The following is a 23699-nucleotide window of genomic DNA, read 5'->3' on the forward strand; positions in this document are numbered from 1 at the left end:
TCTCCTTGTCATTGTTCGTGTTATTCTTCTTCCTTCTTTCCCGCCTCTCTTCTTTTTCTTTCCGGGTAAGACTCACCCGACTTTGTTCTGCGTTCTCCACCGAATTCGCGTCTTTCCCTCGGTCTGAATTCCCGTTTTTCCCCGTCTTTGAACTCTCTTCTTTCACGCGGACGGAATTCGCGCTTTTCGCCGTCCTTGAATTCTCTTGGTCTGCGTTCACCGTTGAATTCGCGTCTTTCGCTACCAAATTCACGTCTCTCTCCACTGAATCGGGGACGGAATTCGCGTCTTTCTCCGGGTTTGAACTCTTTCTTTTCTCCTGAAGCCGGACGAAATTCCTTGCGCTCCTTGCTCAACTCCTCGCCTTCGGCACGGAATTCCTTGTACTTTCCGTCGAAGATTTCGTACTGGCGGAATTCACATTCCAGTGCACCGTTGAATAAAGGTATCTTGGAGGTGGCTTTTAGCCCGATTTGGTCGAAGCACTCTTCGCGGTAAGATAGAACCCATGCAGTGTTGCCCGTAAAGGCGTGTTTCAGACGCTCGCCAATCATGGAGTAAAGTCCCAGCAGGTCGTTGGTAGAGATACGCTCCCCGTAGGGTGGGTTGGTGATGATGATGGATTTCTCCGCAGGTTGCTCGAATTGCTGGAAGGGTTGCAGCTTCAATACTACATCCTTGCTTACGCCGGCAGCCTTTATATTGTGTGTGGCAATTTCGTTTGCCTTCGGGTTGTTGTCGTAACCGTAAATCTTATGTGTGAATTCGCGTTCCTGACTGTCGTCATTGTATATCGTGTCGAACAACTCTTGGTCAAAATCCACCCACTTCTCGAAAGCGAACTCCTTGCGGAATACGCCCGGAGCGATGTTGCGTGCAATCAGCGCCGCTTCGATGGGAATGGTTCCCGAACCACACATCGGGTCTATCATGTCGCATTCGCCACGCCAGCCAGTCATCAATATCATGCCGGCGGCCAGCACCTCGTTCAGCGGGGCCTCTACTGCTTCCTGGCGATAACCGCGGCGGTGCAGCGATTCGCCGCTGGAGTCGAGAGACAGCGTACATTTGGTTTCGGCAATGTGTATGTTCAGCAGCACGTCCGGTTTGTTGACACGCACGCCGGGACGTTCGCCGGTCTTCTCGCGGAAATAGTCCACGATGGCATCCTTCACCTTGTAGGAAACGAACTTGGAATGACGGAACTCTTCACTGAATACAACCGCGTCCACGGCAAAGGTCTTGTCCGTATCCAGATAGTCTTCCCATCGGATGGCTTTAATCTGTTCGTAAACCTCGTCGGCATCCTTGGCTGTGAAGTGTTTGATGGGTTTCAGTATCCGGATGGCTGTACGCAGGCAGAAGTTGGCTTTGTACATCATTTCCTTATCACCACTGAAAGATACCATGCGGCGGCCTATTTCTATTTCGTTGGCGCCCAGTGCAGTCAGCTCTTGTGCCAGTACCTCTTCCAGTCCTTGGAAGGTTTTGGCAATCATTTCAAAAGATTGTTCGCTCATCTATTTATTTACTATTTTACTGTTTTTATTCTATTGTTTATCAGTAATTTGCCTCCCGTTTGTTAGGCACTGGCGTCTGTTGGCTCAGACACCGGTGTTTGTTGTGTTGGACACTTGTGTCTGACGTGACAGACACAAGTGCCTGACAAATGCAGCAATATTGCCTTTTAAACGAGGTTTGAGGCTTCTCATTTCTTCGCCTTTGTCTGTACAATTCTCGCTCCTGCCGGAACATCCTCCGTCACCCAGATATTGCCGCCCACAGTGGCTCCTTGTCCGATGGTGATGCGTCCCAATATGGTGGCGTTGGAATAGACTATCACATTGTCTTCCAGAATGGGATGGCGGGGAATACCCTTGATGGGCTTGCCGTCTTCGTCCAGCGGGAAGCTCTTGGCACCGAGGGTCACACCCTGGTACAGCTTTACGTTGTTGCCGATGATGCAGGTCTCGCCGATTACCACACCCGTACCATGGTCGATGGTAAAATAACCGCCTATTTCCGCTCCCGGATGGATATCGATTCCTGTTTCACTATGCGCCATCTCGGTGATGATGCGGGGAATGAGGGGGACACCCAACTTGAGCAGTTCGTGTGCAATGCGGTAGTTGCTGATGGCTCGGATGGCCGGATAACAGCTGATGACTTCGCCGAACGACTGTGCGGCGGGGTCACCATTGTAGGCAGCCTCCACATCTGTGGCAAGCACCCGTCTCATGGCCGGCAGGTTGCTGATGAATTTGGCAGCCAATAAAGCGGCTTCTTCCCGTTGGAGCTCGGTACAACAATTGCATTCGCCATCGCCTGCAAAGCAGAGTCCGGCAAGGATTTGTTCGGTCAGCAGGTCGAACAAGCGCTCCACGTTGACACCGATATGGTAAGTCACCGTGCGGCTGTTGACCGTGGAATTTCCGAAATATCCGGGGAAGATGATGGCCCGCGCCAGTTCGATAATGTCGCGCAGCGCTTTTGCCGAAGGCAGCGGATTGCCGTCCGTATGCTGGTGAAACAGTCCCTTGTATGATTCGCTTTCCGATAGCTCATCGACTGCTTGTGTCAAAATGTGGGTAAAGTTGAGTGGACTCATTATGATATCCTTAAGTTTAAAAGTGGAGGCAAAGATAGGAAATACTCGTCAAATATCCTACATATCCCTCATTTATAGTACATATTTACCATATTTGTGGTATTTCCCACGAACCGATTTTGCGCTACTTTTGTCTTGTAAGAAATAACGTACCTCATTCCACTCCGGATTGTTAGTCTTTTCCCTTAGGGGGAATGAGGGTTTTTAAAACAGTTGGATTATGAAGAAGATAGCAGAACGCCTTACCGACCTGGTAGGCAACACTCCCTTGTTGGAGTTGAATAATTATAACAAGAATAAAAGTTTGAAAGCCCGTGTTATCGCCAAATTGGAATATTTTAACCCTGCCGGTAGCGTGAAGGACCGCGTGGCGCTTGCCATGATAGAAGATGCCGAGGCAAAAGGGCTGTTGAAGCCCGGTGCCACCCTCATCGAACCTACCAGTGGCAATACGGGCATAGGGCTGGCTTTTGTAGCCGCCGCCAAAGGTTACAAGCTGATACTGACAATGCCCGACACAATGAGTCTGGAGCGCCGCAACCTCTTGAAAGCTCTCGGTGCGGAACTGGTGCTGACTCCGGGTGTTGACGGTATGAAAGGCGCCATAGCCCGTGCCGAGGAACTGAAGGCCGCCAACCCCGGTTCGTTGATTTTGCAGCAATTCGATAATCCTGCCAATCCGGCAATGCACGAGCGTACTACGGGACAGGAAATCTGGCGTGATACGGACGGTCGGGTGGATATTTTTGTGGCAGGTGTAGGTACGGGAGGCACGGTGAGCGGAGTGGGCGCAGCCTTGAAAGCCAATAACCCGAAGGTAAGGATTGTGGCTGTGGAGCCCGAAGATTCTCCCGTACTTTCCGGCGGAAAGCCCGGTCCCCATAAAATACAAGGTATCGGTGCGGGATTTGTGCCGAAGAACTATAACAGTGCCGTGATAGACGAAGTGCTGCAGGTATCCAATGATGATGCCATCCGTACGGGTCGCGAACTGGCGAAGTATGAGGGATTGCTGGTCGGCATCTCTTCGGGGGCTGCCGTTGCTGCGGCTGCCCGCCTGGCAAGGTTGCCCGAAAATGAGGGCAAGACGATTGTCGCGCTGCTGCCCGATACGGGAGAACGGTATCTTTCGACGCTGTTGTATGCGTTTGAGGAATACCCATTGTAAGAGCAAACATTTCTGCCGGTTATCCGCTCCATCAATGTGGAGCAGGTAGCTGGCAGATGGTATTTATAGTTCGCTTGGTCTTAACCCGAACGACCGGCAGCTCATTTTCTCTACTTTCACTTCCCATATCTTGACATTGCGTACGGCAGGTTCGGCATATTTGCATTCATTCTCCGTGTATTGCTTCATCAGCATGTCGAGTACGCGTCGCTTCTCTTCCATGTCTTCCACGAAGTGTACTTTTCCATGGCAGATGACACTGCGCGACTTCATGCTATAGCTGCATGCCACTTGCCGGTGCATATAGACCAGTTCGTGTCCTTCGCAGAAGGTGATGCAAACTTGCGGGTGCTTTGTTATCATCTCCACTTTACTGCCTTCCGGGCCGGAATGCAAGTATATCACTCCGTCTTGATAGGCAAAGTTCATGGGAACCACATATGGGTTTCCTTCAAGGTCTGTGATGCCCACTATGCAATATGGACATTTGCGGATAATTTCCTCAATCTGTGTAGGGTCCGTAATAGTAATCGTCTTCATCGTGCAGGTCTCATCTCCGGTCTCTCTCTGAAAGAAAGGGATCGGGGATGATTTTAAATTATAGGGTTATTCTATACCAGTGCAAAATCCAGTTGTTTCTTCTCCAGATTGGCGCGTGCCACTTTGACGGTGATGGCGTCTCCCAGGCTGTATATCCGGTTTTTACGGCGCCCGCGTAGGCAGTAGTTCTTTTCGTCGAATTCGTAATAGTCATCGTCGAGGTCACGGATGGGAATCATGCCTTCGCATTTGTTTTCGTTCAGCTCCACGTAGAGGCCCCATTCCGTTACACCGGAGATGACACCGTCGAAGGTCTGTCCCAGGCGTTCGGTCATGAACTCTACTTGCTTGTACTTGATGGAGGCGCGTTCCGCGTTGGAGGCTATCTGCTCCATGTTGCTGCTGTGCTCGCAGAGGGCTTCGTATTTCTGTTCGGACACGGTGCGGCCTCCCTGGTCCAAGTACTTGGTGAGCAGACGGTGCACCATCATATCCGGATAGCGGCGGATGGGCGAGGTGAAATGGGTGTAGTAATCGAAAGCCAGACCATAGTGCCCCACGTTATGTACGGAGTAGCGTGCCTTCTGCATGGCGCGGATGGAGACGGTTTCAATCAAGTTCTCCTCCTTCTTGCCCTGGATGTCGTCCAACAGGTGGTTGATAGACTTGGAGATGTCGGTCTTTGTACCGCTGGTACGCAGCTTGTAGCCGAAACGGGCAATGAACTGTGCCAGATTGTCCAGCTTTTCCGGGTCGGGGAGGTCATGGATACGGTAAGGCAGCACTTTGGCTTTCTTGCCTTTGGGCACACGGCCTATCTTTTCGGCTACGGTACGGTTGGCAAGCAGCATGAACTCCTCTATCAGCTTGTTGGCATCTTTCGACTCCTTGAAGTAGACGCTGACGGGTTTGCCCTTCTCGTCAATTTCGAACTTCACTTCGTAGCGGTCGAAGTTGATGGCTCCTGCCTTAAAGCGGTTCTCACGCAATATTTTGGCAAGCTTATCCAGTTGGAGCACCTCTTCCTGGAAGTCTCCTTTGCCGGTTTCTATAATCTCCTGGGCTTCTTCGTAGGTGAAGCGGCGGTCGCTCTTGATGACGGTATGTACCACGCGTGAGTTCTTCACTTCGCCTTTTTCCGTCATTTCAAAGATGACAGAGTAGGCAAGCTTCTCTTCGTCGGGGCGGAGTGAACAGATGAAATTACACAACCGTTCGGGGAGCATCGGAATGGTGCGGTCTACGAGGTAGACGGATGTGGCACGCTTCTCGGCTTCCTTGTCTATGATGCCGCCCTCTTTCACGTAATGGGTCACGTCGGCGATATGTACGCCCACTTCCCAAAGTCCCTCTTTCAGTTTGCGGATGGAGAGGGCGTCGTCGAAGTCCTTGGCATCTTTGGGGTCGATGGTGAAGGTGGTTACGCCCCGGAAGTCCTCGCGTCGGGCTATTTCCTCGGCGGAGATTTCGGCGGGTATCTTGTCAGCGGCTTTCTCTACGGCGGCTGGATAGACATAAGGCAGCCCGAATTCCGCGAGGATGGCATGCATCTCGGTGGTGTTGTCTCCGGCGCGTCCCAGGATGTCGATTACCTGACCGATGGGGTTTTTGGCTTTGTCGGGCCATTCCACCACCTTTACGATGGCTTTGTCGCCCGTTTTGCCGCCTTTCAGTTTCTCTTTGGGGATGAAGATGTCGTTGGCAAGCGTACGGTTTTCCGTTACAAGGAAAGCGTATGACTTGGCAACTTCCAGGGTACCCACGAAGGTGTCGTTGGCACGTTCCAGTATCTCGATGACTTCTCCTTCGGCTTCGCGTCCGCGGCGCTTGGCATAGAAGGCGATACGCACTTTATCATTGTTCATGGCATGTGCCGAGTTGCGTTCGGCTATGAATATCGGTTCACCTCCATCTTCGGGGATGAAGGAGTTCTTGCCATTGCTTTTGCGCTGGAAGGTTCCGGTCATTTCCACACCGTGGTTGTTCAGCTTGTACTTGTGTTTGTCCACTTCTGTGATATAGTCGTCCATTGACAGTTCGGACAAGATATCCATACACAGCATCTTCAGCGGATGTGTGGTGAGGTGAAGTTGTTCAAAGATGTATTTCAAGGATAATACTTCGTCTTGCTTTGTGTGGAAGAATTCAAGCAACACTTTGACGAGTTCTTTCTTCTTCATGCGTTTGCCGGCTTTCTTTTCTTTCTTTTTGGCCATAATGATAATGAATTAATGTGCACATTGTTCTCTCTTGCAAAGTAAACAAATAAATACGTTCCTTCGTTCACTCAGACTTCAAAATATTATCATTCTATTGAAAATAATGAAGAGACGACAGATTGTAATGGATTTATGTACTATATTTGCACAAAAAGCGAGATAGGCTGTACCTTAGACGAAAAGCAGATGGAAATGCAAACTCTGAACAAAAAAGCAGATGCCACACGGGAAAAAGACATTTACCGGGTGACGGTTGTGGGAAGTGTGGTAAACTTTCTCTTGCTTGTCTTCAAGTTCTTTGCAGGTATTGTGGGGCACAGTGCCGCCATGCTGGCGGATGCGGTGCATTCTTTGTCGGATTTCATTACAGATATTATTGTCATTGTATTTGTGCGCATCTCAGCAAAGCCCGAGGATGAGGGGCACGATTACGGTCATGGCAAGTACGAGACGCTGGCAACTGCCATTATCGGTGTCTTTCTGTTGTTTGTGGGATTCGGCATTTTCTGGAACGGGGCTTCCTCCATTTACCGTTTCCTGCAAGGCGGTTCTTTGCAGGAGCCCGGTATGCTGGCGCTGGTGGCTGCATTGGTATCCATCGTTTTCAAGGAAGTGCTTTATCAATATACCGTTTTCAAGGGTAGGAAGTTGAATTCGCAGGCGGTTGTTGCCAATGCCTGGCATCACCGGAGTGATGCGCTTTCATCCATAGGCACGGCAGTGGGGATAGGTGGAGCCATTCTTTTGGGTGACCATTGGCGGGTGCTGGACCCGGTGGCGGCGGTTATTGTCAGCTTCTTCATTATGAAGGTGGCTGTGCAATTGTTGATACCGTGTGTGGACGAACTGTTGGAGAAATCATTGCCTGCCGAGGTAGAGGATGAGATAATAAAGACAATTCTCTCTTTTCCCGGTATCAGCTCGCCGCATCACCTTCGTACGCGTCGCATCGGCAGTTATTGTGCCATCGAGGTGCATGTGCGTATGGATGGCAGCATCTCGCTGGAGGAAGCTCACGAGACGGCAACGGCGGTGGAGAACAAGTTGAAAAGGCAGTTCGGCAAAGGAACACTGGTCAGCATCCATGTGGAGCCGGTGAAGAAGAGTAACGAGGCGACAAAGTAATAAAGGAGCGCCAAGGTGACGGATTGGATGAAAAGTAATCGGATGAAAAGTAATTAGTAATTTGTAACTGAAGAAGTGGAATCGATTTTAATTACAGGAGCAAGCGGATTTATCGGAAGTTTCATCGTGGAGGAAGCGTTGAAGCGCAAGTTCGGTGTGTGGGCGGGTGTACGCTCGTCCAGCAGCCGCGAGTATCTGCGTGACCGCAAGATACATTTTCTCGAACTGGACTTTGCGCATCCCAATGAACTGAGGGCGCAGCTTTCGGGACATAAAGGGACCTACAATAAGTTTGATTATATTGTTCATTGTGCCGGTGTGACGAAGTGCGTGGACAAGAACGAATTCGATTTGGTGAATTACCTGCAGACCAAATACTTCATCGATACGCTGAGGGAGCTGAACATGATTCCCAAGCAGTTTATTTTCATCAGTACGCTGAGTGTGTTCGGTCCGGTACGCGAGAGGACCTACGACCCGATTATGGAGAGTGACCCCCCTTCACCCAATACCGCCTACGGGCTCAGTAAACTGAAAACAGAACTTTATTTGCAGAGTATTCCGGGTTTCCCCTACGTCATCTACCGGCCGACGGGTGTATACGGGCCGCGTGAGAAGGATTATTATCTTATGGCAAAGTCCATCCGGCAGCATACGGACTTTTCTGTGGGCTTCCGCCGCCAGGACTTGACGTTTGTATATGTAAAGGACATCGTGCAGGCCGTCTTCCTCGGGATAGAGAAGCAGGTGTCCCGCCGCGCCTATTTTCTGGCTGACGGGAAGGTGTATAGTAGCCGTGCTTTTTCCGATTTGATAAGGAAAGAATTGGGCAACCCGTTTGTTATTCGCCTGAGATGTCCGTTAATTGTATTGAAAGTCGTATCTTTGCTCGCTGAATTTTGGGCGAAGCGGCAGAACAAGACCAGTACGCTCAATTCGGACAAGTATAGAATAATGAAACAACGCAACTGGCAGTGTGACATCACACCGGCCGTCGAGGAACTGGGCTTCAGTCCTGAGTACGACCTGGAACGGGGTGTAAAGGAAACCATTGCCTGGTATAAGGATAAGGGATGGCTTTAGATTTATTTAAAAGGGTAGAAACCCGTAAGGGGCTTTTTGCGGTAGAGAAGATTACGCTGATATACAATTTGCTGACTTCCATTCTCATTCTGTTTCTTTTTCAGGAAATGGATCATCCGGTGCAGATGCTTGCAGACCGTGTTGTCATTGCGGGTATGACGTTCCTGCTGATGTATCTTTACCGGCTGGCACCCTGCAAGTTCTCTGCCTTTGTGCGCATAGCCATCCAGATGTCACTGCTTTCCTATTGGTATCCCGACACCTTTGAGTTCAACCGGATATTCCCCAATCTCGACCACGTGTTCGCGTCGGTGGAGCAGTGGATGTTTGGCGGACAGCCTGCTGTATGGTTCTGTGAAAGGTTTCCGCAGATGTGGGTGAGCGAGCCGTTCAATATGGGATACTTCTTCTATTATCCGATGATTCTGCTGGTGGTGGTGTGGTATTTCCTTTATCGTTTCGACCTTTTCGAGAAGGTTTCGTTCGTCATCGTCACCGCTTTCTTCATCTATTACCTTATTTATATCTTCGTCCCCGTTGCCGGGCCGCAGTTCTACTTCCCCGCCATTGGAAGCGACCATGTGGCGCAAGGTATCTTCCCGTCCATCGGTGACTATTTCCATCACCATCAGGAACTTCTTCCCGGTCCGGGCTATGAGCACGGCTTCTTCTACAACCTGGTGGAGAGTTCCCAGCAGGTGGGTGAGCGCCCCACGGCTGCTTTTCCCAGTTCGCACGTCGGAATGTCTACGGTACTGATGATTATGGCATGGCGTGGCAGCAAGCGTCTGTTTGCCTGCTTGTTTCCTTTCTATCTGCTGTTGTGTGGGGCTACGGTCTATATCCAGGCACATTACCTGATAGATTCTATCGTGGGTTTCGTATCGGCTTTCGGCATTTATATCCTGGCCACGTGGATGTTCAAGCGATGGTTTGCGCAGCCGATGTTCCGCTAGTCGGGCACGGTGATTATCTTTCCACTGTCTGTGGGCAATACCAATGTACGCGGATAAACTTCTGCCGGAAGTGAATGCTGGAAGTTTACGATGAGCTGTTTGAGTAGTTTTTTCTTTTTCATAAAGACATATTTATGGGATTCTTTCTTTCTTGGGAAGACGAATATAGGGACTTGTTTCTTTCTGCCAAAGAAACAATGTTTTTTTTCTTGCCTCCTTGTTGGCAAGGTTTTGCCTTCCCATTGGCAAGGCTTTGCCACCGCGTTGGCAAAACTTTGCCATAGGCATGGCAAAAGTTTGCCAAGGGCAAGGCAAGTGGTTGGCAAAATTTCTTGCTGACAGACAGTGAGTTATGCGGATGGCAACAAAGCGTGTCATCTGCGTCTGAATACTCCCCCCCCCTCTCAGAAGCTATTCAAGAAGGGGCGTGAGGATGATTGCTCAAGTATCGGACTCGATGGTAAAAATCGTATGCGGTTTTCTCCTATGGCAGCAACGGTTCTATCTCTTCGAAGATGCGGTACAGTTCCTCCTTCGTCTCTGCCCGCAGCATGGCTATCCGGGTGTCGCGGAAATTGGGAATCCCTTTGAAGAGCGGGCTTGCTGCCAGGTGGCGGCGCACGTGCAGTATGCCCCGTCGTTCATCCAGCAGGTTGACGCTGTCTTCCACTTCCTGGCGGAGTACGTTCAGCCGCCATTCGGAACTCAGCGGAGGGAGTTCTTCGCCCGTCTCCAAATAATGCTTCACTTCCTTAAAGAACCACGGGCGGCCGAAGCTGGCACGGCCTATCATGATGGCGTCCACACCGTAGAGGTCGAAGCATTCTTTGGCCCGTTGGGGAGTGGTGATATCACCGTTGCCGATGATGGGAATGTGCATGCGTGGGTTATTTTTCACCTCGCCGATAAGTGTCCAGTCCGCCTCACCGGTATACATTTGGGCGCGGGTACGGCCGTGGATGGTGAGGGCGGCAATGCCGCAGTCCTGCAACTGCTCGGCAAGGTCTACGATGATTTTACTGTTGGCATCCCAGCCCAGGCGGGTCTTCACGGTGACGGGAATCTTCACGGCATCTACCACGGCACGAGTGATTTCCAGCATCAGCGGAATGTTCTGTAGCATACCGGCACCGGCACCCTTGCCGGCAACGCGCTTCACGGGGCAGCCGAAGTTGATGTCCAGCGTGTCCGGGTGTGCCTGCTCCACGATGCGGGCGGCTTCTACCATGGTGACGGTGTCCCGTCCGTATATCTGTATGGCTACGGGCCGCTCTTCATCACTGATATTCAGTTTCTGCTGGGTCTTGCCTACGGAGCGTATCAAGGCATCGGCAGAAACGAACTCGGTATATACCATGTCTGCTCCGAAGTGCTTGCACATCAGGCGGAAAGCAGGGTCGGTGACGTCCTCCATCGGGGCGAGGAATACGGGGCGTGGGCCCAGGTCTATATCTTTAATCTTCATAATCTAAGCGGATTTGTCCGCAAAAGTACAGAAAAAAGCCTACCTTTGCATACTCTAATTCAAAAAGAAATGATGAAACACTCAATCAGTGACTTCGAAATCATGGCACCGGTAGGCTCGCGCGAATCTCTCGCAGCAGCCATACAAGCAGATGCCGACTCCATCTATTTCGGTATCGAGAACCTGAACATGCGTGCCCGTTCGGCCAATACCTTCACTATCGACGATTTGCGGGAGATAGCCCGGATGTGCGATGAACATGGTATGAAAAGCTATCTTACCGTCAATACCATCATATACGACCATGACATTCCGCTGATGCGTACCATTGTAGATGCGGCAAAGGCGGCAGGTATCTCGGCTGTCATTGCCGCCGATGTGGCAGTGATGAGCTATGCCCGTCAGATAGGGCAGGAGGTACACCTCAGCACACAGCTCAACATCAGCAATGTGGAAGCCCTGCGCTTCTATGCGCAGTTTGCCGATGTGGTGGTGCTGGCGCGTGAGCTGAATCTGGAGCAAGTGGCAGAAATCTACCGCCATATCCGTGAGGAGAATATCTGCGGTCCCAGCGGAGAGCAGATACGTATAGAGATGTTCTGTCACGGTGCCCTTTGCATGGCAGTCAGCGGAAAGTGTTATCTCTCATTGCATGAAATGAACCACTCCGCCAACCGCGGTGCCTGCATGCAGGTATGCCGCCGCAGCTACACGGTGCGCGACAAGGAGACGGATGTGGAATTGGAGGTGGACAACCAGTACATCATGTCCCCCAAAGACTTAAAAACTATCCACTTCATGAACAAGATGCTGGATGCAGGTGTTCGTGTTTTCAAAATTGAAGGACGTGCCCGCGGACCCGAGTACGTGCGCACGGTAGTGGAGTGTTATAAAGAAGCCATTCGTTCCTATCTGGACGACACGTTCACCGATGAGAAGATTGCCCGGTGGGACGAACGTTTGAAGACGGTCTTCAATCGTGGTTTCTGGGACGGCTACTACCTGGGACAACGCTTGGGCGAATGGACCAAGAACTACGGTTCTGCCGCTACGGAACGTAAAATCTATGTGGGTAAGGGTATCCGCTACTTCTCAAACATCGGTGTGGCGGAGTTCCTGGTAGAAGCAGCCGAAGTGAGCGTAGGCGACAAGTTGCTGATTACGGGTCCCACAACGGGTGCCGAATTCGTCACTTTGGACGAGGCACGCGTCGATTTGAAACCCGTGCAGACTGTAAAGAAAGGCCAGCATTTCTCGATGAAATCGGTGAAAATACGTCCCAGCGACAAACTCTACAAGCTGGTCAGCGTAGAAGAACTGAAGAAGTTCAAAGGCTTGGATGTGGAGAAACAACGTGGCTAAGTATCAAATAGTAAATAGTCCAATAGTAAATATGAATTATATCTATGAACTTCCCATGAAGGTGCGCGACTATGAATGCGACCTGCAAGGCATCGTCAATAATGCCAATTATCAGCATTATCTGGAGCATACGCGCCATGAGTTTCTGTTGAGTGCCGGCGTCAGCTTTGCCGGACTGCACGAGCAGGGGGTAGACCCGGTAGTGGCACGTATCAATATGGCTTTCAAGACTCCCCTGAGGAGTGGTGACGAGTTTGTTTCCAAACTTTATATGAAGAAGGAAGGCATCAAGTACGTCTTCTATCAAGATATCTTCCGTGTTTCCGACGGTAAGGTCTGCCTCAAAGGCGTGGTAGAGACCGTGTGTGTAGTCAATGGCCGGTTGAGCGACAGCGAACTGTTCGACCGCCTTTTTGCCCCTTATCTCAACCCGTGTAAGTCCGTGTAATCTTTGGTGGAATGAACAGTGACGAACGGATTTGCAGTATAGCTCTCACACTTTGCCCCGGTATAGGACATATCGGGGCAAAGCGTTTAATAGAGGGTATGGGCAGTGCTGCCGAAGTATTCAGTCGGCGGAAGGAGCTCCCCGAAATCATGCCCGGTGTGAATCCGGGGGTAGTGACGGCTCTTGATTGTCCCGCTGCCTTTCTGCGTGCCGAGCAGGAGATGGAGTTTGTAGAGAAGAATCGTCTTTCCTGCCTGACGTTGAAGGATGAGGCTTACCCTTCGCGCTTGCGTGAATGTGAAGATGCGCCGATTGTACTTTTCTTTAAAGGAAACACCGATTTCAACCGCCTGCATGTCATTGATATGGTAGGTACACGTCGTGCCACCGATTACGGCAAGCAATTCTGTGTCGACTTCCTGCGCGATTTGGTCGTTCTTTGTCCCGATGTGCTGGTAGTAAGCGGACTGGCCTACGGGATAGATATCCATGCCCATCGGGCCGCTTTGGCAAATCATCTCCCTACCGTTGCTGTCCTTGCTCACGGACTGGACCGCATCTATCCGTATGTCCACCGGAAAACAGCCATCGACATGCTGGCACAAGGCGGACTGCTGACCGAATTCCTTACCGGGACGAATCCGGACAAGCATAATTTCGTCAGCCGCAACCGTATTGTGGCGGGTATGAGTGATGCTACCATTGTGGTGGAGTCTGCCGCAAAGGGAGGTTCCCTTATCACTGCAGAGTTGGCGGAGGGATATCATCGTGACTGTTTTGCTGTTCCGGGACGTGTTACGGACGAATCTTCCATCGGTTGCAACCGGTTGATACGCGACAACAAGGCTGCCCTTATCCAGAATGCGGAAGAGTTTGTGCAGATTATGGGCTGGTCCGTAGCGGAGCAGCCTGCCCGGACAGAAGGTATTCAGCGTAATCTCTTCCCGGAACTGACGGAAGAGGAGGAGCTTGTTGTACGCATCCTTATGCGGCAGGGAGACCTCCATATCAATGCGATGGTGGTGGAAGCGGATATACCCGTCAACCGGATGAGTGCCTTGCTTTTTGAACTGGAGATGAAAGGAGTGGTCAAGGCAATGGTGGGCGGTGTCTATCATTTGCTGACCTAAGCGCAGCAGGTCTCTTGCCTTATATGGACGGTTGCCCGTATTTCATGATGAACTTTTCCGGATGGTCCGTCGCTATGATGTCTACCCCCAGGTCGACCGCCTTCTGGTTCTCTTCCGTCTTGTCGTCCAGCCCCAGGACAAGTGCCAGTACCTGCAGGTTGTGCTCGCGGCATTTCTTTACGAATTGCGGGGTAAGGGAGTCAATCCAGACGACAGCGATGTCGGGATGCAGTTCCTTTACGACATGCTCTATGTCCTTTTCACTTTTGATGTAGGCTTGCAGGGTTCTTACCTCGGGTGCCATTTTTCTGAAGCATTTGGCATGATACTCCTTGCTGAAGGTGAAGTTGCAGTTTTCCAGCATGCCTTCGTCCTTTATCAGATTCAGTAATTGGTGCAGACCGCCGTTGCGGTAGTCGATGGTGATTCTTAAACCGTGCTCTTTGGCCTTGCGTAGCAGGTCGGTAAGGCGTAGTACCCGTTGTCCGGCAAATCGGGGCGCAAACCAAGAGCCGGCATCCAGTGTGTCGATGTCGGCGGACAGCCATTGGGAGATGGCGCCGGTACCGTTGGTGGTACGGTCGAGGGTGGAATCGTGCAGTACGTAGAAGACACTGTCCTTACTGATGCAGACATCGCATTCTATATTGCCTACACCGTATTTGATGCACGAATCTACGGATGCCATTGTGTTTTCGGGAGCAATGGTGGCCGCACCACGGTGTGCGCTGGTCAGGGGTATCTTGGTGGTGGCAGGCCGTTGGGAACATCCTGCGGTAAGTAGGATTATGGAAAGCAATGCGAGTACCGGTTTTTTCATAATGGGCTCAAGTGGTGATGTTTTCTTCTTTAACAGTTATAAAAGCCATCGAAGATAGCTATTTTTTGTCATTCGGAGAAACGTATGGGTATAAAAAAAGGAGTACCGCCGTACTCCAACCTTTGTTAACCTTAAATCTAATACTATGAAAAAAATCACATTACAAATGTAAGGTTTCCATTGTTATCTTCCAAATTTCAGAATGATTCTGCTACTTCTTTTGTATTTCTTTCACTGAATTTTACTGTTTTCGCACACGGATTGACTTTTTGAGAGAGTATGGAAAGAATCTATTCACAGCGTCCCGGATAAGGCAAAAGTTGCAAATCTGTTTCAATCGTTTCACAGAACCTTTCAGCCTTTGAAAAGAGTGATGGAAAGTGGATTTTATTCGGTAATTATCTTCTACTTTTGTTTGTATACAACGCGAAATTATGGGAAAACGCATTCTTATATATGTTCTTTGGCTACTCCTTTTTTGCATGATGTCGGGGCAGGTAATAGGGCAGAATAAGTCGGCGGAATCTCATAGCCATACTTGTAAAACGGTGCTGGCGTTAAAAAATAATTTGCTTTACGACCTGGCCTTGGCTCCGAACATAGAAGTGGAGCTGCCATTGAGAAAGAGGTGGTCTTTGAATGTTGAGTACAAATGTCCTTGGTGGTCTGACAGCGGATGTGGTTTCTGTTATCAGTTCCTTTCGGGAGGGACAGAGGTACGTTACTGGTTGGGAAACCGCTATACGCATGGAATATTGTTCGGACATTTCCTGGGAGCATATGCCGAAGGAGGTACCTATGATTTTCAGTTGAAAAAGGAGAAGGGATACCGGGGGAAGTATTACGCTGCTGCTGGAATAACTTATGGATATGTGCGTCCACTGGCTCGGCATCTGGCGATTGAATTCAGTGTGGGTATTGGATACTTGGATACGGAGTACCGGAAATATACTTCTTATGGAAATGACTTGGTTTGGGTCAGGAGTGGAAAGTATCGCTTTATCGGGCCGACAAAAGCAAAAGTTTCTTTGGTGTGGCTTCTAACGTCGGGGAGATGAGTGGTATGAAAGATGCACGGCATATGATTCTCTGGCTGTTCTTCGGACTGTTGCCAATGCTGGGAAGCTGTGACTTCCGCGATATGCTGGATGATTATCCCGTTAGCGGAGTACAGATTAAATTGGATTGGAAAGGGGTGACGGATAAGCTGCCGCAGACCATGCGGATTATCTTCTATCCGAAAGATACTCAGAGGAGAAAGGTTGAAAGTTATCTGCCTGCCGAAGGGGGTGAGGTGAAGGTACCGCCGGGGAGGTATGCGGTGGTGGCCTATAACTTCAATACGGAGAGTATACAGATACGGGGCGACGAGAGTTATGAGACGATTGAGGCTTTTACAGGACACTGTACGGGGCTGGATATACACGAAGATATGGTTTGGTCGCCCGACCCTTTGTATGTGGTGGCTTTGGACGAGGTGGAAATAAGGCAGAGTGATGTGGCGCTTCCGTTGAACTGGAAGCCGGAAGCGGTAGTGAACCATTATTCCTTTGATATAAAGGTGGAAGGATGGGATAGAATATCGAGCATCATCTGCCATGTGGACGGCTTGAACGGAAGTTACTTTATAGGCAACCGTGCTTGCCATTTGAGCGAGGTACCTATATGTGTGAATACAAAGCGTGAAAACGGGCTTTTATGGGGGTATTTCTCCAGTTTTGTATTACTGAAAGATGCCAAGACCCGTGCGGATAGTCCTATGTTGCTGACATTGAAGATTGTGAAACGAGATAAAACGGTTCAAGAGGTGAAGGTGGATATCACGGAAGTGATTGAAACAGCTCCTCCCTCGGGAGGAGGCGAAGAAGAACCTGATGTGGGCGTTCCTGGGTCGGAAATCCATATCGAGGTTCCCGTACCGGAGGACAAGGTTGTGGTGGATGATTTGGAACCGGGAACCGATGAAGGAGATGGAGGGATTGGTGGCGATGTGGATGATTGGGATGATGAGACGGATGTGGAGCTACCGGTGAATTGATAGCAAACAGACAAATAAATATATTAACTTTAATAACAGACAATTATGAAGAAGGTTTTATTTTTGGCTTTGGCTGCAGCAGCAGTAATGAGTTGCTCGGAAAGTGAGGAGATAGAGAATGCCGGACAAAAGGCGGAGATTAAATTGGGAACAGTAGTGGGTAACACTACGAGAGCCGCAGTGACTGATTTGCCGGAATTGCAGAAGGTAGGGTTCACTGTGTATGCTTATAATACGGGAGCAACAACAATGGCCTCTGTTGCGACTTTTGATGCAATGAAGGAATTCATGGCAGATGTTAAGGTAACTTATAGTGCTCCCGACTGGAGTTTGACTGGGGGAACATGTTATTGGCCAATGACGGATAACTTGCAGTTCTTTGCTTACGGGAATCCGGGTACCGGGGCCTTGACGTACAATCAACCGGCTGCTGGTGCTATATATCCTTCCATTACTTATACGGTAGCGGATGTAGTTACCCAAACGGACTTGGTAGCCGCGAAAGCGATGGATGCAACCAAGGCATCAAATGCCAGTGGGGTATCTTTGAAATTCGGCCATATACTGACGCAAATAAATTTCACTGTCAAGGCAGCCGACGCTTTGACTTATAAACTGAAAACACTTACAATATCCGGTGTGCACAATAAGGGAACTTATGGTTTTGATGATTCAACATGGAAGTCACAGGAAGGAACGGCTACTTATGCACATACGATTGACGGTGGTGCATTGGAAGTGAATACAACGGGTGTGGAAGTGAATACAGCCTGGATGTTGATGCCCCAGACGTTGGATACGAACGCCAAAATCAATGTTGTCTATGACATCTATGAGAAAGACGTTCTTCTTGATACTGTAACTTCCGCCATTGACTTGGATGGTACACAAGCCTGGGGTGAAGGCAAAAAGATACGTTATACGCTGACGCTGGCCAATAAGGCGGCAAAAGTAACCTTTGTACCTGAAGTTGGTCCGTGGAGTACGGCTGATGATACGAATGTGGAAAAATAAAAGGCAGTATCCATAATTTTGTGTAAATAGAAACGGGTACTGTCCGCAAAACTGAATTGCTTCTATTTTATTCATTCCCCGAGACTTCTTTATGAAAGTTTTCGGGGAATGTTTCTTTTATGAGTATTATTTATCTATTTTTGTCACTGCAACAAACAAACAAATCTACTTGCCGATGCCCAACTCTTCTGCTTGCGGAGGTAAAAAACAATGCGCTCAATGTCCCAAGGCTGTGGACAATGCAATAATATATGCTTCTCACCCCAGAGGATTCCATCTGCCGGCACGGAAGTGTGAGGAAAATATTGTAATTTTTCTGCTGCAAGGAGAAGTACTTGTTAACAGTAAGGAGTATGCGGGAACTGTGTTGCATGCAGGTGAGTTCATCCTTCAAGCCATTGGTTCAAAGTACGAAATACTTGCCATGACGGATGTGGAATGTGTTTGTTACCGGTTCAGTAAGCCTGAATTCTTCTGTGAGGACCGGTATAACCATATCATGAAAGAGATTACCCCTCCATTGATATTCTGTCCTTTGACCATTACTCCCGAATTGCAGCTCTTTCTGGAAAGTTCCAAGGCCTATTTGTCCGAGGAGAAAATTTGCCGGGAAATGCTTTGTTTCAAACGAAAAGAACTTGCTTTCATTCTTGGAAATTATTACTCCGACTATGAGCTTTCCATGCTGATACATCCTCTTGCCCAGTATACTAATTCCTTCCATTACTTTGTCTTGCAGAATCATGCCAAAGTCAAGACAGTAGAGGAATTTGTCCAGCTGGGAGGATATACAGTGGCTACTTTCCGGCGTATATTCAATTCTGTTTTTCATCAACCGGTGTACGAGTGGATGATGGAACGGAGGAAGGAAAGTGTGGTTTATGAACTTCGTTATACGGATGCTTCCATATCAGAGATTTGCTATAAATATGGCTTTGAATCGCTGCCTCATTTTTCCAATTTCTGCAAAAAGAATTTCGGGGCTTCTCCCCGTAGCTTGCGTGCCGGCAATTTATCTGAAGTAAGCGGCATGTCATAAAAAAACTCCTCCGGCGGTTTCCCGGCAGAGGAGTCTCTTGTGATATTAATCAAATATAGTGAAAGCTGAGTGATAAATCTGAGCTTGCTCAAAAGGTTTATCCGAAGCGCATCCTATATTATTTGCAGAAAGACCGGATTAGTCTTTCAGTTTCGCAATGATAAAGTCGCGGTTCAAACGAGCAATGTTGCTGATGGAAACATTCTTCGGGCATTCAGCTTCGCACGCACGGGTATTGGTACAGTTACCGAAACCGAGTTCGTCCATCTTGCTCAACATAGCCTTGGCACGGCGCAATGCTTCCGGTTTGCCTTGGGGCAACAGGTTCAGCTGGCTCACTTTGGCAGAAACGAACAGCATAGCAGAACCGTTCTTACAAGCAGCCACACAAGCACCACAACCGATACAGCTGGCAGCATCCATAGCCTCGTCAGCGATGGGCTTCGGAATCAGGATAGCGTTGGCATCCTGGGGAGCACCGGTACGTACGCTGACGTAGCCGCCTGCCTGCATAATCTTGTCGTAGGCCGTACGGTCGACCATCAAGTCCTTGATAACCGGGAAACCGGCAGAGCGCCACGGTTCAACAGTGATGGTATCGCCGTCGTTGAAACGACGCATATAAATCTGGCAAGTCGTAGCGCCGGTTGCAGGACCGTGGGGGTGTCCGTTGATGTAGAGCGAACACATACCGCAGATACCTTCGCGGCAGTCGTGGTCGAATACAACCGGTTCTTTACCTTCAGAAATCAGCTGTTCGTTCAGGATATCCAGCATTTCGAGGAATGAAGTATCGCCCGGGATATCTTTCATTTGGTATGTTTCAAAAGCGCCTTTTGCTTTCGGACCCTTCTGGCGCCATACCTTGAGCGTAAATGATATATTTTTATCCATTTTCTTTAATTCTTTAAATGTTCAACTTCCCGATTAGCTCTTGTAGTTACGAGTCTGTACCTTGATTGCTTCGTAAACCAGCGGCTCTTTCAGCAATACCGGTTCCTTTTCGTCAGAACCCTGATATTCCCAGCAAGCCACGTAGAAGTAGTTTTCATCGTCACGCTTGGCTTCGCCTTCTTCAGTCTGATATTCTTCACGGAAGTGACCACCGCAGCTTTCGTTACGGTTCAGTGCATCGTAAGCAACCAGCTCGCCCATAGTGATGAAGTCGTACAGACGGATAGCCTTGTCGAGTTCTACATTCATACCTTCCTTGTCGCCCGGGATGAACAGTTCTTTCTCGAACTCCTTGCGGACTTCTTTCAGCTTCTTCAGACCTTCCTTCAAGCCTTCGGCCGTACGTCCCATACCTACATATTCCCACATAATGTGGCCCAGTTCCTTGTGGATAGAGTCTACAGACTTCTTACCCTTGATGTTCATCATCCAGTCAATCTTCTCCTGAACGGCCTTTTCTGCAGCTGCAAATTCGGGCAGGTCGGTAGAGAAACGGGGAACTGTAATCTGGTCGGCCAGATAGTTCTGGATAGTGTAAGGCAATACGAAGTAACCATCGGCCAGACCTTGCATCAGGGCGGAAGCACCGAGGCGGTTTGCACCGTGGTCGGAGAAGTTACATTCACCGATGGCGAACAGTCCCTTGATGGAGGTCATCAGTTCGTAGTCAACCCAGATACCACCCATGGTATAGTGGATAGCCGGATAAATCATCATCGGGTTTTCGTATGGGCTGACATCAGTGATTTCTTCATACATATCGAAGAGGTTGCCGTAACGTTGTGCAACGACATCTTTACCCAGGCGGTTGATAGCTTCGGAGAAGTCAAGGAATACGGCAAGACCGGTGTTGTTCACGCCGAAGCCCTTGTCGCAGCGTTCTTTGGCAGCGCGGCTGGCAACGTCACGCGGAACGAGGTTACCGAATGCCGGATAACGGCGTTCCAGGTAGTAGTCGCGGTCTTCCTCGGGAATATCTTTTCCTTGCAGTGTACCTTCCTGCAGTTTCTTGGCATCTTCCAGCTTCTTCGGAACCCAGATACGCCCATCGTTACGCAGAGATTCGGACATCAAAGTCAGTTTGGACTGCTTGTCACCGTGAACCGGAATACAAGTGGGGTGAATCTGTACGTAAGCAGGGTTGGCAAACCAGGCACCTTTACGGTAGCAAGCCATTGCAGCAGAGCAGTTACATGCCATTGCATTGGTAGAAAGGAAGTAGGTATTGCCGTAACCACCGGTAGCGATTACCACAGCGTGGGCGGCAAAACGTTCCAATTTACCGGTAACGAGGTTCTTTGCAATGATACCGCGGGCACGTCCGTCAATGAGGACAACATCTTCCATTTCGTAGCGGGTGTACAGTTTTACGGTACCTACGTTCACCTGGCGGCTCAATGCAGAGTATGCACCCAGCAACAGCTGCTGTCCGGTCTGACCTTTAGCGTAGAAAGTACGTGATACTTGGGCACCACCGAAAGAACGGTTGTCCAGTGTACCACCGTATTCGCGGGCGAAAGGAACACCTTGTGCAACGCATTGGTCGATAATATTGTTGGATACTTCAGCCAGACGGTAAACGTTGGCTTCGCGGGCACGGTAGTCGCCACCTTTTACTGTATCGTAGAACAGACGGTACACAGAGTCACCGTCGTTTTGGTAATTCTTAGCAGCATTGATACCACCTTGTGCAGCGATGGAGTGTGCACGGCGCGGAGAGTCCTGGATACAGAAGTTGAATACTCTGAAACCCATTTCGCCCAGAGAGGCGGCAGCACTGGCACCGGCAAGTCCGGTTCCTACTACGATGATGTCCAGACGACGTTTGTTGGCAGGGTTTACTAATTTTTGGTGAGCCTTATAATTGGTCCATTTCTCAGCCACCGGTCCTTCCGGTATTTTAGAATCTATCTTAGTCATAATGCAATTTACAATTTAGTCATTTACAATTTGAATTTAGCAAGCGCCGCACAATGATTTTGCAAAGAATACGACAACTACCAGAGCGAAGCAGAGGACAACGATAGTAGAATAGATGTTGGAGATACATTTCCAACGGTTAATCCATACTTTGTTGTTCCAGCCCAAAGACTGCATGGAGCTCCAGAAACCGTGAGTGAGGTGGAACCACAATGCGCCCAGCCAAACAAGGTAAAGCACTACGAATACCGGATTGCTGAAGGTGTTCTGAATGTGATAGACACCGTTGGCTGCATATGCCAGCGTGAGGGTGTCGGCATGCATGCCCATGTTGTGCATCAACTCGGGAAGCTGCATTTTAGCCCAAAAGTTTACGAGGTGCAGGCCCAAACCTACGATTACGATGATACCCAATACGAGCATGTTTTGAGAAGCCCATTCCACAGTCTTGGGCTTTTCCGTAACGGCATAGCGTTCGCTACCACGTGCCTTACGGTTCTGCATAGTCAACCAGAAAGCGTAGATGATGTGGATGATGAATAAGGCAGCCAGACCTACCGTAGCCACCAATGCGTACCAGTTTGCTCCCAAGAACTCACAAACCATGTTGTAGCCATTAGCCGAGACTAATGCAACCAGGTTCATCGCCATGTGAAATGTCAGAAACAGGACAAGGGCGATACCGGTAACGCTCATCACCACTTTCCTTCCTACAGATGAATTACTTAACCACATAAATGATTGAATTTAAGTTATTTAATAGTTTGAAAATTTGTTCTATCAGGATACTTCTGTAAATGTTTCGCAAAAATAGGAGAAATCCAGCGATAAAGCAAGCGATTAAAGAAATAATTCCGTAATCCGGCAGGATGCGAAGTTTGCGGACAAGTAAAAGGTTTACTCGTCCTCCTGGTCTTTGCCTTGCTCTTTGCAGATAATGGAAATCTTTTCTCCGTTTGCCAAACGTTTTCTCAGGGCGCGGGGTGTGTCTCCGAAAGAGTCTTTGCAGAAGTGGGCAAAGTGGGATAGGGAATCAAAGCCATAGCGGGCGCTGATGACTGAAATGCGTTGTTTGGTATATTGCAGGTCGTTCAGAATTCCTTCGCGTTTCTTGTCCAGAATCCACTCATATACCGGGACCCCATACATGTTTTTAAACATACGGCGGAATGTGGTGGTGGTATATCCGCCGAGGTGGGCAAACTCCTCCACATTCTTCACTTTGTCGTAGTTCTGCATGACGAAATACTGGAAGCTTTCCGTATAAGTACTGATGGGGTAGAAAAATGTACTGATTTGGTGTAGTGGATAGTAGCATGTTAATATGTATGTCAGTTCCTGGCATTTCATTTCAATGTATTTGCTGCACGCATAAGGCTGCTCGTTGAGGTAGCAGGCAAGGCTTTTCAGAAGTCCTTCGAGCATGGGAATTGCTGTAAGCGGGGTGTAAATCAGAGGGGCTTCCGAGCGTTTCAGTATCTCTTTGTAACGCTCTTCGCAAATTAGGGGGAGCTCGGTGAACCAATAGACAATATATTCCACTTCGGTTAGAGCCAAGAGCTCTACTTTGGAGCCGATGGCTTGCAGGATGAGCTGGCGACTTTGGAGAGTGGTGCCCGGATATTCGTTACTGTTTACAAGTAATTCGCCTTTCAGCATAAATATCATGCAGTTCTGTGTGCACTTTTCAGCAGAGAAATGTTGTCCTTTGGGATAGTGGCGGTAAACCAATACTTCTTCTGATTTTTGAGGACATACCACACAATCAATCTGTCGGTTGCAGTAAGTTTCCAGTCTCATGAAATGATTA

22 protein-coding genes and 1 pseudogene are annotated in these 23699 nt (G+C 49.3%); 11 read left to right on the plus strand and 12 right to left on the minus strand.

Annotated features, from left to right (window positions below):
* Nucleotides 1-20: 20 nt before the first annotated feature.
* Entirely contained in the window at nt 21-1520 is a 1500-nt protein-coding gene (locus tag HUX74_RS09730) for a class I SAM-dependent RNA methyltransferase (protein ID WP_174646591.1), read from the minus strand.
* A 188-nt stretch (nt 1521-1708) separates the two neighbouring features.
* Nucleotides 1709-2608, minus strand: coding sequence for a serine O-acetyltransferase EpsC (gene epsC / locus HUX74_RS09735; protein WP_117601067.1), 900 nt, complete (start codon nt 2606-2608; stop codon nt 1709-1711).
* A 220-nt stretch (nt 2609-2828) separates the two neighbouring features.
* Here epsC and cysK point away from each other — a divergent pair, with 220 nt between their 5' ends.
* Complete coding sequence (gene cysK / locus HUX74_RS09740; protein WP_117964986.1) at nt 2829-3776, plus strand: cysteine synthase A; 948 nt, start codon at nt 2829-2831, stop codon at nt 3774-3776.
* A gap of 63 nt (nt 3777-3839) precedes the next feature.
* Here the strand turns inward: cysK and HUX74_RS09745 are convergent, their stop codons facing one another.
* Nucleotides 3840-4316, minus strand: a complete 477-nt coding sequence (locus HUX74_RS09745) for a pyridoxamine 5'-phosphate oxidase family protein (protein WP_118696478.1) — start codon at nt 4314-4316, stop codon at nt 3840-3842.
* Nucleotides 4317-4387: 71 nt separating this feature from the next.
* The gene (gene rnr / locus HUX74_RS09750; protein WP_118696479.1) at nt 4388-6532 is read right to left on the minus strand and encodes a ribonuclease R; all 2145 of its coding nucleotides are present in this window, start codon (nt 6530-6532) and stop codon (nt 4388-4390) included.
* Nucleotides 6533-6721: 189 nt separating this feature from the next.
* Here rnr and HUX74_RS09755 point away from each other — a divergent pair, with 189 nt between their 5' ends.
* From HUX74_RS09755 to HUX74_RS09765, 3 genes are all read left to right on the plus strand, one after another.
* Nucleotides 6722-7660, plus strand: a complete 939-nt coding sequence (locus HUX74_RS09755; RefSeq protein ID WP_117601096.1) for a cation diffusion facilitator family transporter — start codon at nt 6722-6724, stop codon at nt 7658-7660.
* Nucleotides 7661-7735: 75 nt separating this feature from the next.
* Entirely contained in the window at nt 7736-8743 is a 1008-nt protein-coding gene (locus tag HUX74_RS09760) for an NAD(P)-dependent oxidoreductase (protein WP_044468321.1), read from the plus strand.
* Nucleotides 8734-9699 carry a phosphatase PAP2 family protein gene (locus HUX74_RS09765; protein WP_005830954.1) on the plus strand — a complete coding sequence of 322 codons (966 nt, stop codon included), beginning with the start codon at nt 8734-8736 and terminating at the stop codon, nt 9697-9699. The genes HUX74_RS09760 and HUX74_RS09765 overlap by 10 nt, the downstream gene beginning before the upstream one ends.
* Here HUX74_RS09765 and HUX74_RS20905 read toward each other — a convergent pair.
* The 3 genes from HUX74_RS20905 to dusB form a co-directional block, all read right to left on the minus strand.
* Nucleotides 9696-9821, minus strand: coding sequence for a hypothetical protein (locus HUX74_RS20905; protein WP_005834280.1), 126 nt, complete (start codon nt 9819-9821; stop codon nt 9696-9698). The two genes, HUX74_RS09765 and HUX74_RS20905, sit on opposite strands and share 4 nt — an antisense overlap.
* 10 nt (nt 9822-9831) lie before the next feature.
* Nucleotides 9832-10077 carry a hypothetical protein gene (locus HUX74_RS09770; RefSeq protein WP_055288301.1) on the minus strand — a complete coding sequence of 82 codons (246 nt, stop codon included), beginning with the start codon at nt 10075-10077 and terminating at the stop codon, nt 9832-9834.
* 106 nt (nt 10078-10183) lie between these two features.
* On the minus strand, nt 10184-11164 hold the full coding sequence (gene dusB, locus HUX74_RS09775) for a tRNA dihydrouridine synthase DusB (protein ID WP_117601071.1): 981 nt from the start codon (nt 11162-11164) through the stop codon (nt 10184-10186).
* A gap of 69 nt (nt 11165-11233) precedes the next feature.
* Here dusB and HUX74_RS09780 point away from each other — a divergent pair, with 69 nt between their 5' ends.
* The 3 genes from HUX74_RS09780 to dprA are packed head-to-tail and all read left to right on the plus strand — an operon-like array spanning nt 11234 to nt 14104.
* Nucleotides 11234-12526, plus strand: a complete 1293-nt coding sequence (locus tag HUX74_RS09780) for a peptidase U32 family protein (RefSeq protein WP_138346096.1) — start codon at nt 11234-11236, stop codon at nt 12524-12526.
* Between the two features lie 31 nt (nt 12527-12557).
* Nucleotides 12558-12974, plus strand: a complete 417-nt coding sequence (locus HUX74_RS09785) for a thioesterase family protein (RefSeq protein ID WP_117601073.1) — start codon at nt 12558-12560, stop codon at nt 12972-12974.
* 11 nt (nt 12975-12985) lie between these two features.
* Complete coding sequence (gene dprA, locus HUX74_RS09790) at nt 12986-14104, plus strand: DNA-processing protein DprA (RefSeq protein ID WP_174646592.1); 1119 nt, start codon at nt 12986-12988, stop codon at nt 14102-14104.
* A gap of 19 nt (nt 14105-14123) precedes the next feature.
* Here dprA and HUX74_RS09795 read toward each other — a convergent pair whose 3' ends face one another.
* A complete protein-coding gene (locus tag HUX74_RS09795) occupies nt 14124-14924 on the minus strand; it encodes a glycerophosphodiester phosphodiesterase family protein (RefSeq protein WP_117601075.1) in 801 nt (266 codons plus the stop codon).
* A 542-nt stretch (nt 14925-15466) separates the two neighbouring features.
* Here HUX74_RS09795 and HUX74_RS09800 point away from each other — a divergent pair.
* From HUX74_RS09800 to HUX74_RS09815, 4 genes and pseudogenes are all read left to right on the plus strand, one after another.
* Nucleotides 15467-15982 (plus strand): annotated as a pseudogene (locus HUX74_RS09800) (DUF3575 domain-containing protein); the annotation flags it as partial.
* On the plus strand, nt 15979-16962 hold the full coding sequence (locus tag HUX74_RS09805; RefSeq protein WP_117601077.1) for a DUF5119 domain-containing protein: 984 nt from the start codon (nt 15979-15981) through the stop codon (nt 16960-16962). The pseudogene HUX74_RS09800 and the gene HUX74_RS09805, both read left to right, overlap by 4 nt.
* Nucleotides 16963-17007: 45 nt before the next feature.
* Nucleotides 17008-17976 (plus strand): fimbrillin family protein, encoded by a 969-nt coding sequence (locus HUX74_RS09810; protein WP_174646593.1) that lies wholly within the window; start codon nt 17008-17010, stop codon nt 17974-17976.
* Nucleotides 17977-18151: 175 nt separating this feature from the next.
* Nucleotides 18152-19015, plus strand: coding sequence for an AraC family transcriptional regulator (locus HUX74_RS09815; RefSeq protein WP_174646594.1), 864 nt, complete (start codon nt 18152-18154; stop codon nt 19013-19015).
* A 138-nt stretch (nt 19016-19153) separates the two neighbouring features.
* On the opposite strand, the gene HUX74_RS09820 is transcribed toward HUX74_RS09815, so the two are convergent.
* The 4 genes from HUX74_RS09820 to HUX74_RS09835 form a co-directional block, all read right to left on the minus strand.
* On the minus strand, nt 19154-19909 hold the full coding sequence (locus HUX74_RS09820; RefSeq protein ID WP_005830925.1) for a succinate dehydrogenase/fumarate reductase iron-sulfur subunit: 756 nt from the start codon (nt 19907-19909) through the stop codon (nt 19154-19156).
* A 33-nt stretch (nt 19910-19942) separates the two neighbouring features.
* Nucleotides 19943-21889, minus strand: coding sequence for a fumarate reductase/succinate dehydrogenase flavoprotein subunit (locus tag HUX74_RS09825; RefSeq protein ID WP_117601079.1), 1947 nt, complete (start codon nt 21887-21889; stop codon nt 19943-19945).
* 36 nt (nt 21890-21925) lie between these two features.
* Nucleotides 21926-22624, minus strand: coding sequence for a succinate dehydrogenase/fumarate reductase cytochrome b subunit (locus tag HUX74_RS09830; protein WP_005830923.1), 699 nt, complete (start codon nt 22622-22624; stop codon nt 21926-21928).
* Between the two features lie 162 nt (nt 22625-22786).
* Nucleotides 22787-23689: an AraC family transcriptional regulator gene (locus HUX74_RS09835; protein WP_131225621.1), complete on the minus strand. Its 903-nt coding sequence runs from the start codon at nt 23687-23689 to the stop codon at nt 22787-22789.
* Between the last annotated feature and the right edge of the window lie 10 nt (nt 23690-23699).

The organism is Bacteroides sp. Marseille-P8574, from assembly GCF_902825465.1.
In the GTDB taxonomy this organism is placed as follows: domain Bacteria; phylum Bacteroidota; class Bacteroidia; order Bacteroidales; family Bacteroidaceae; genus Bacteroides; species Bacteroides uniformis.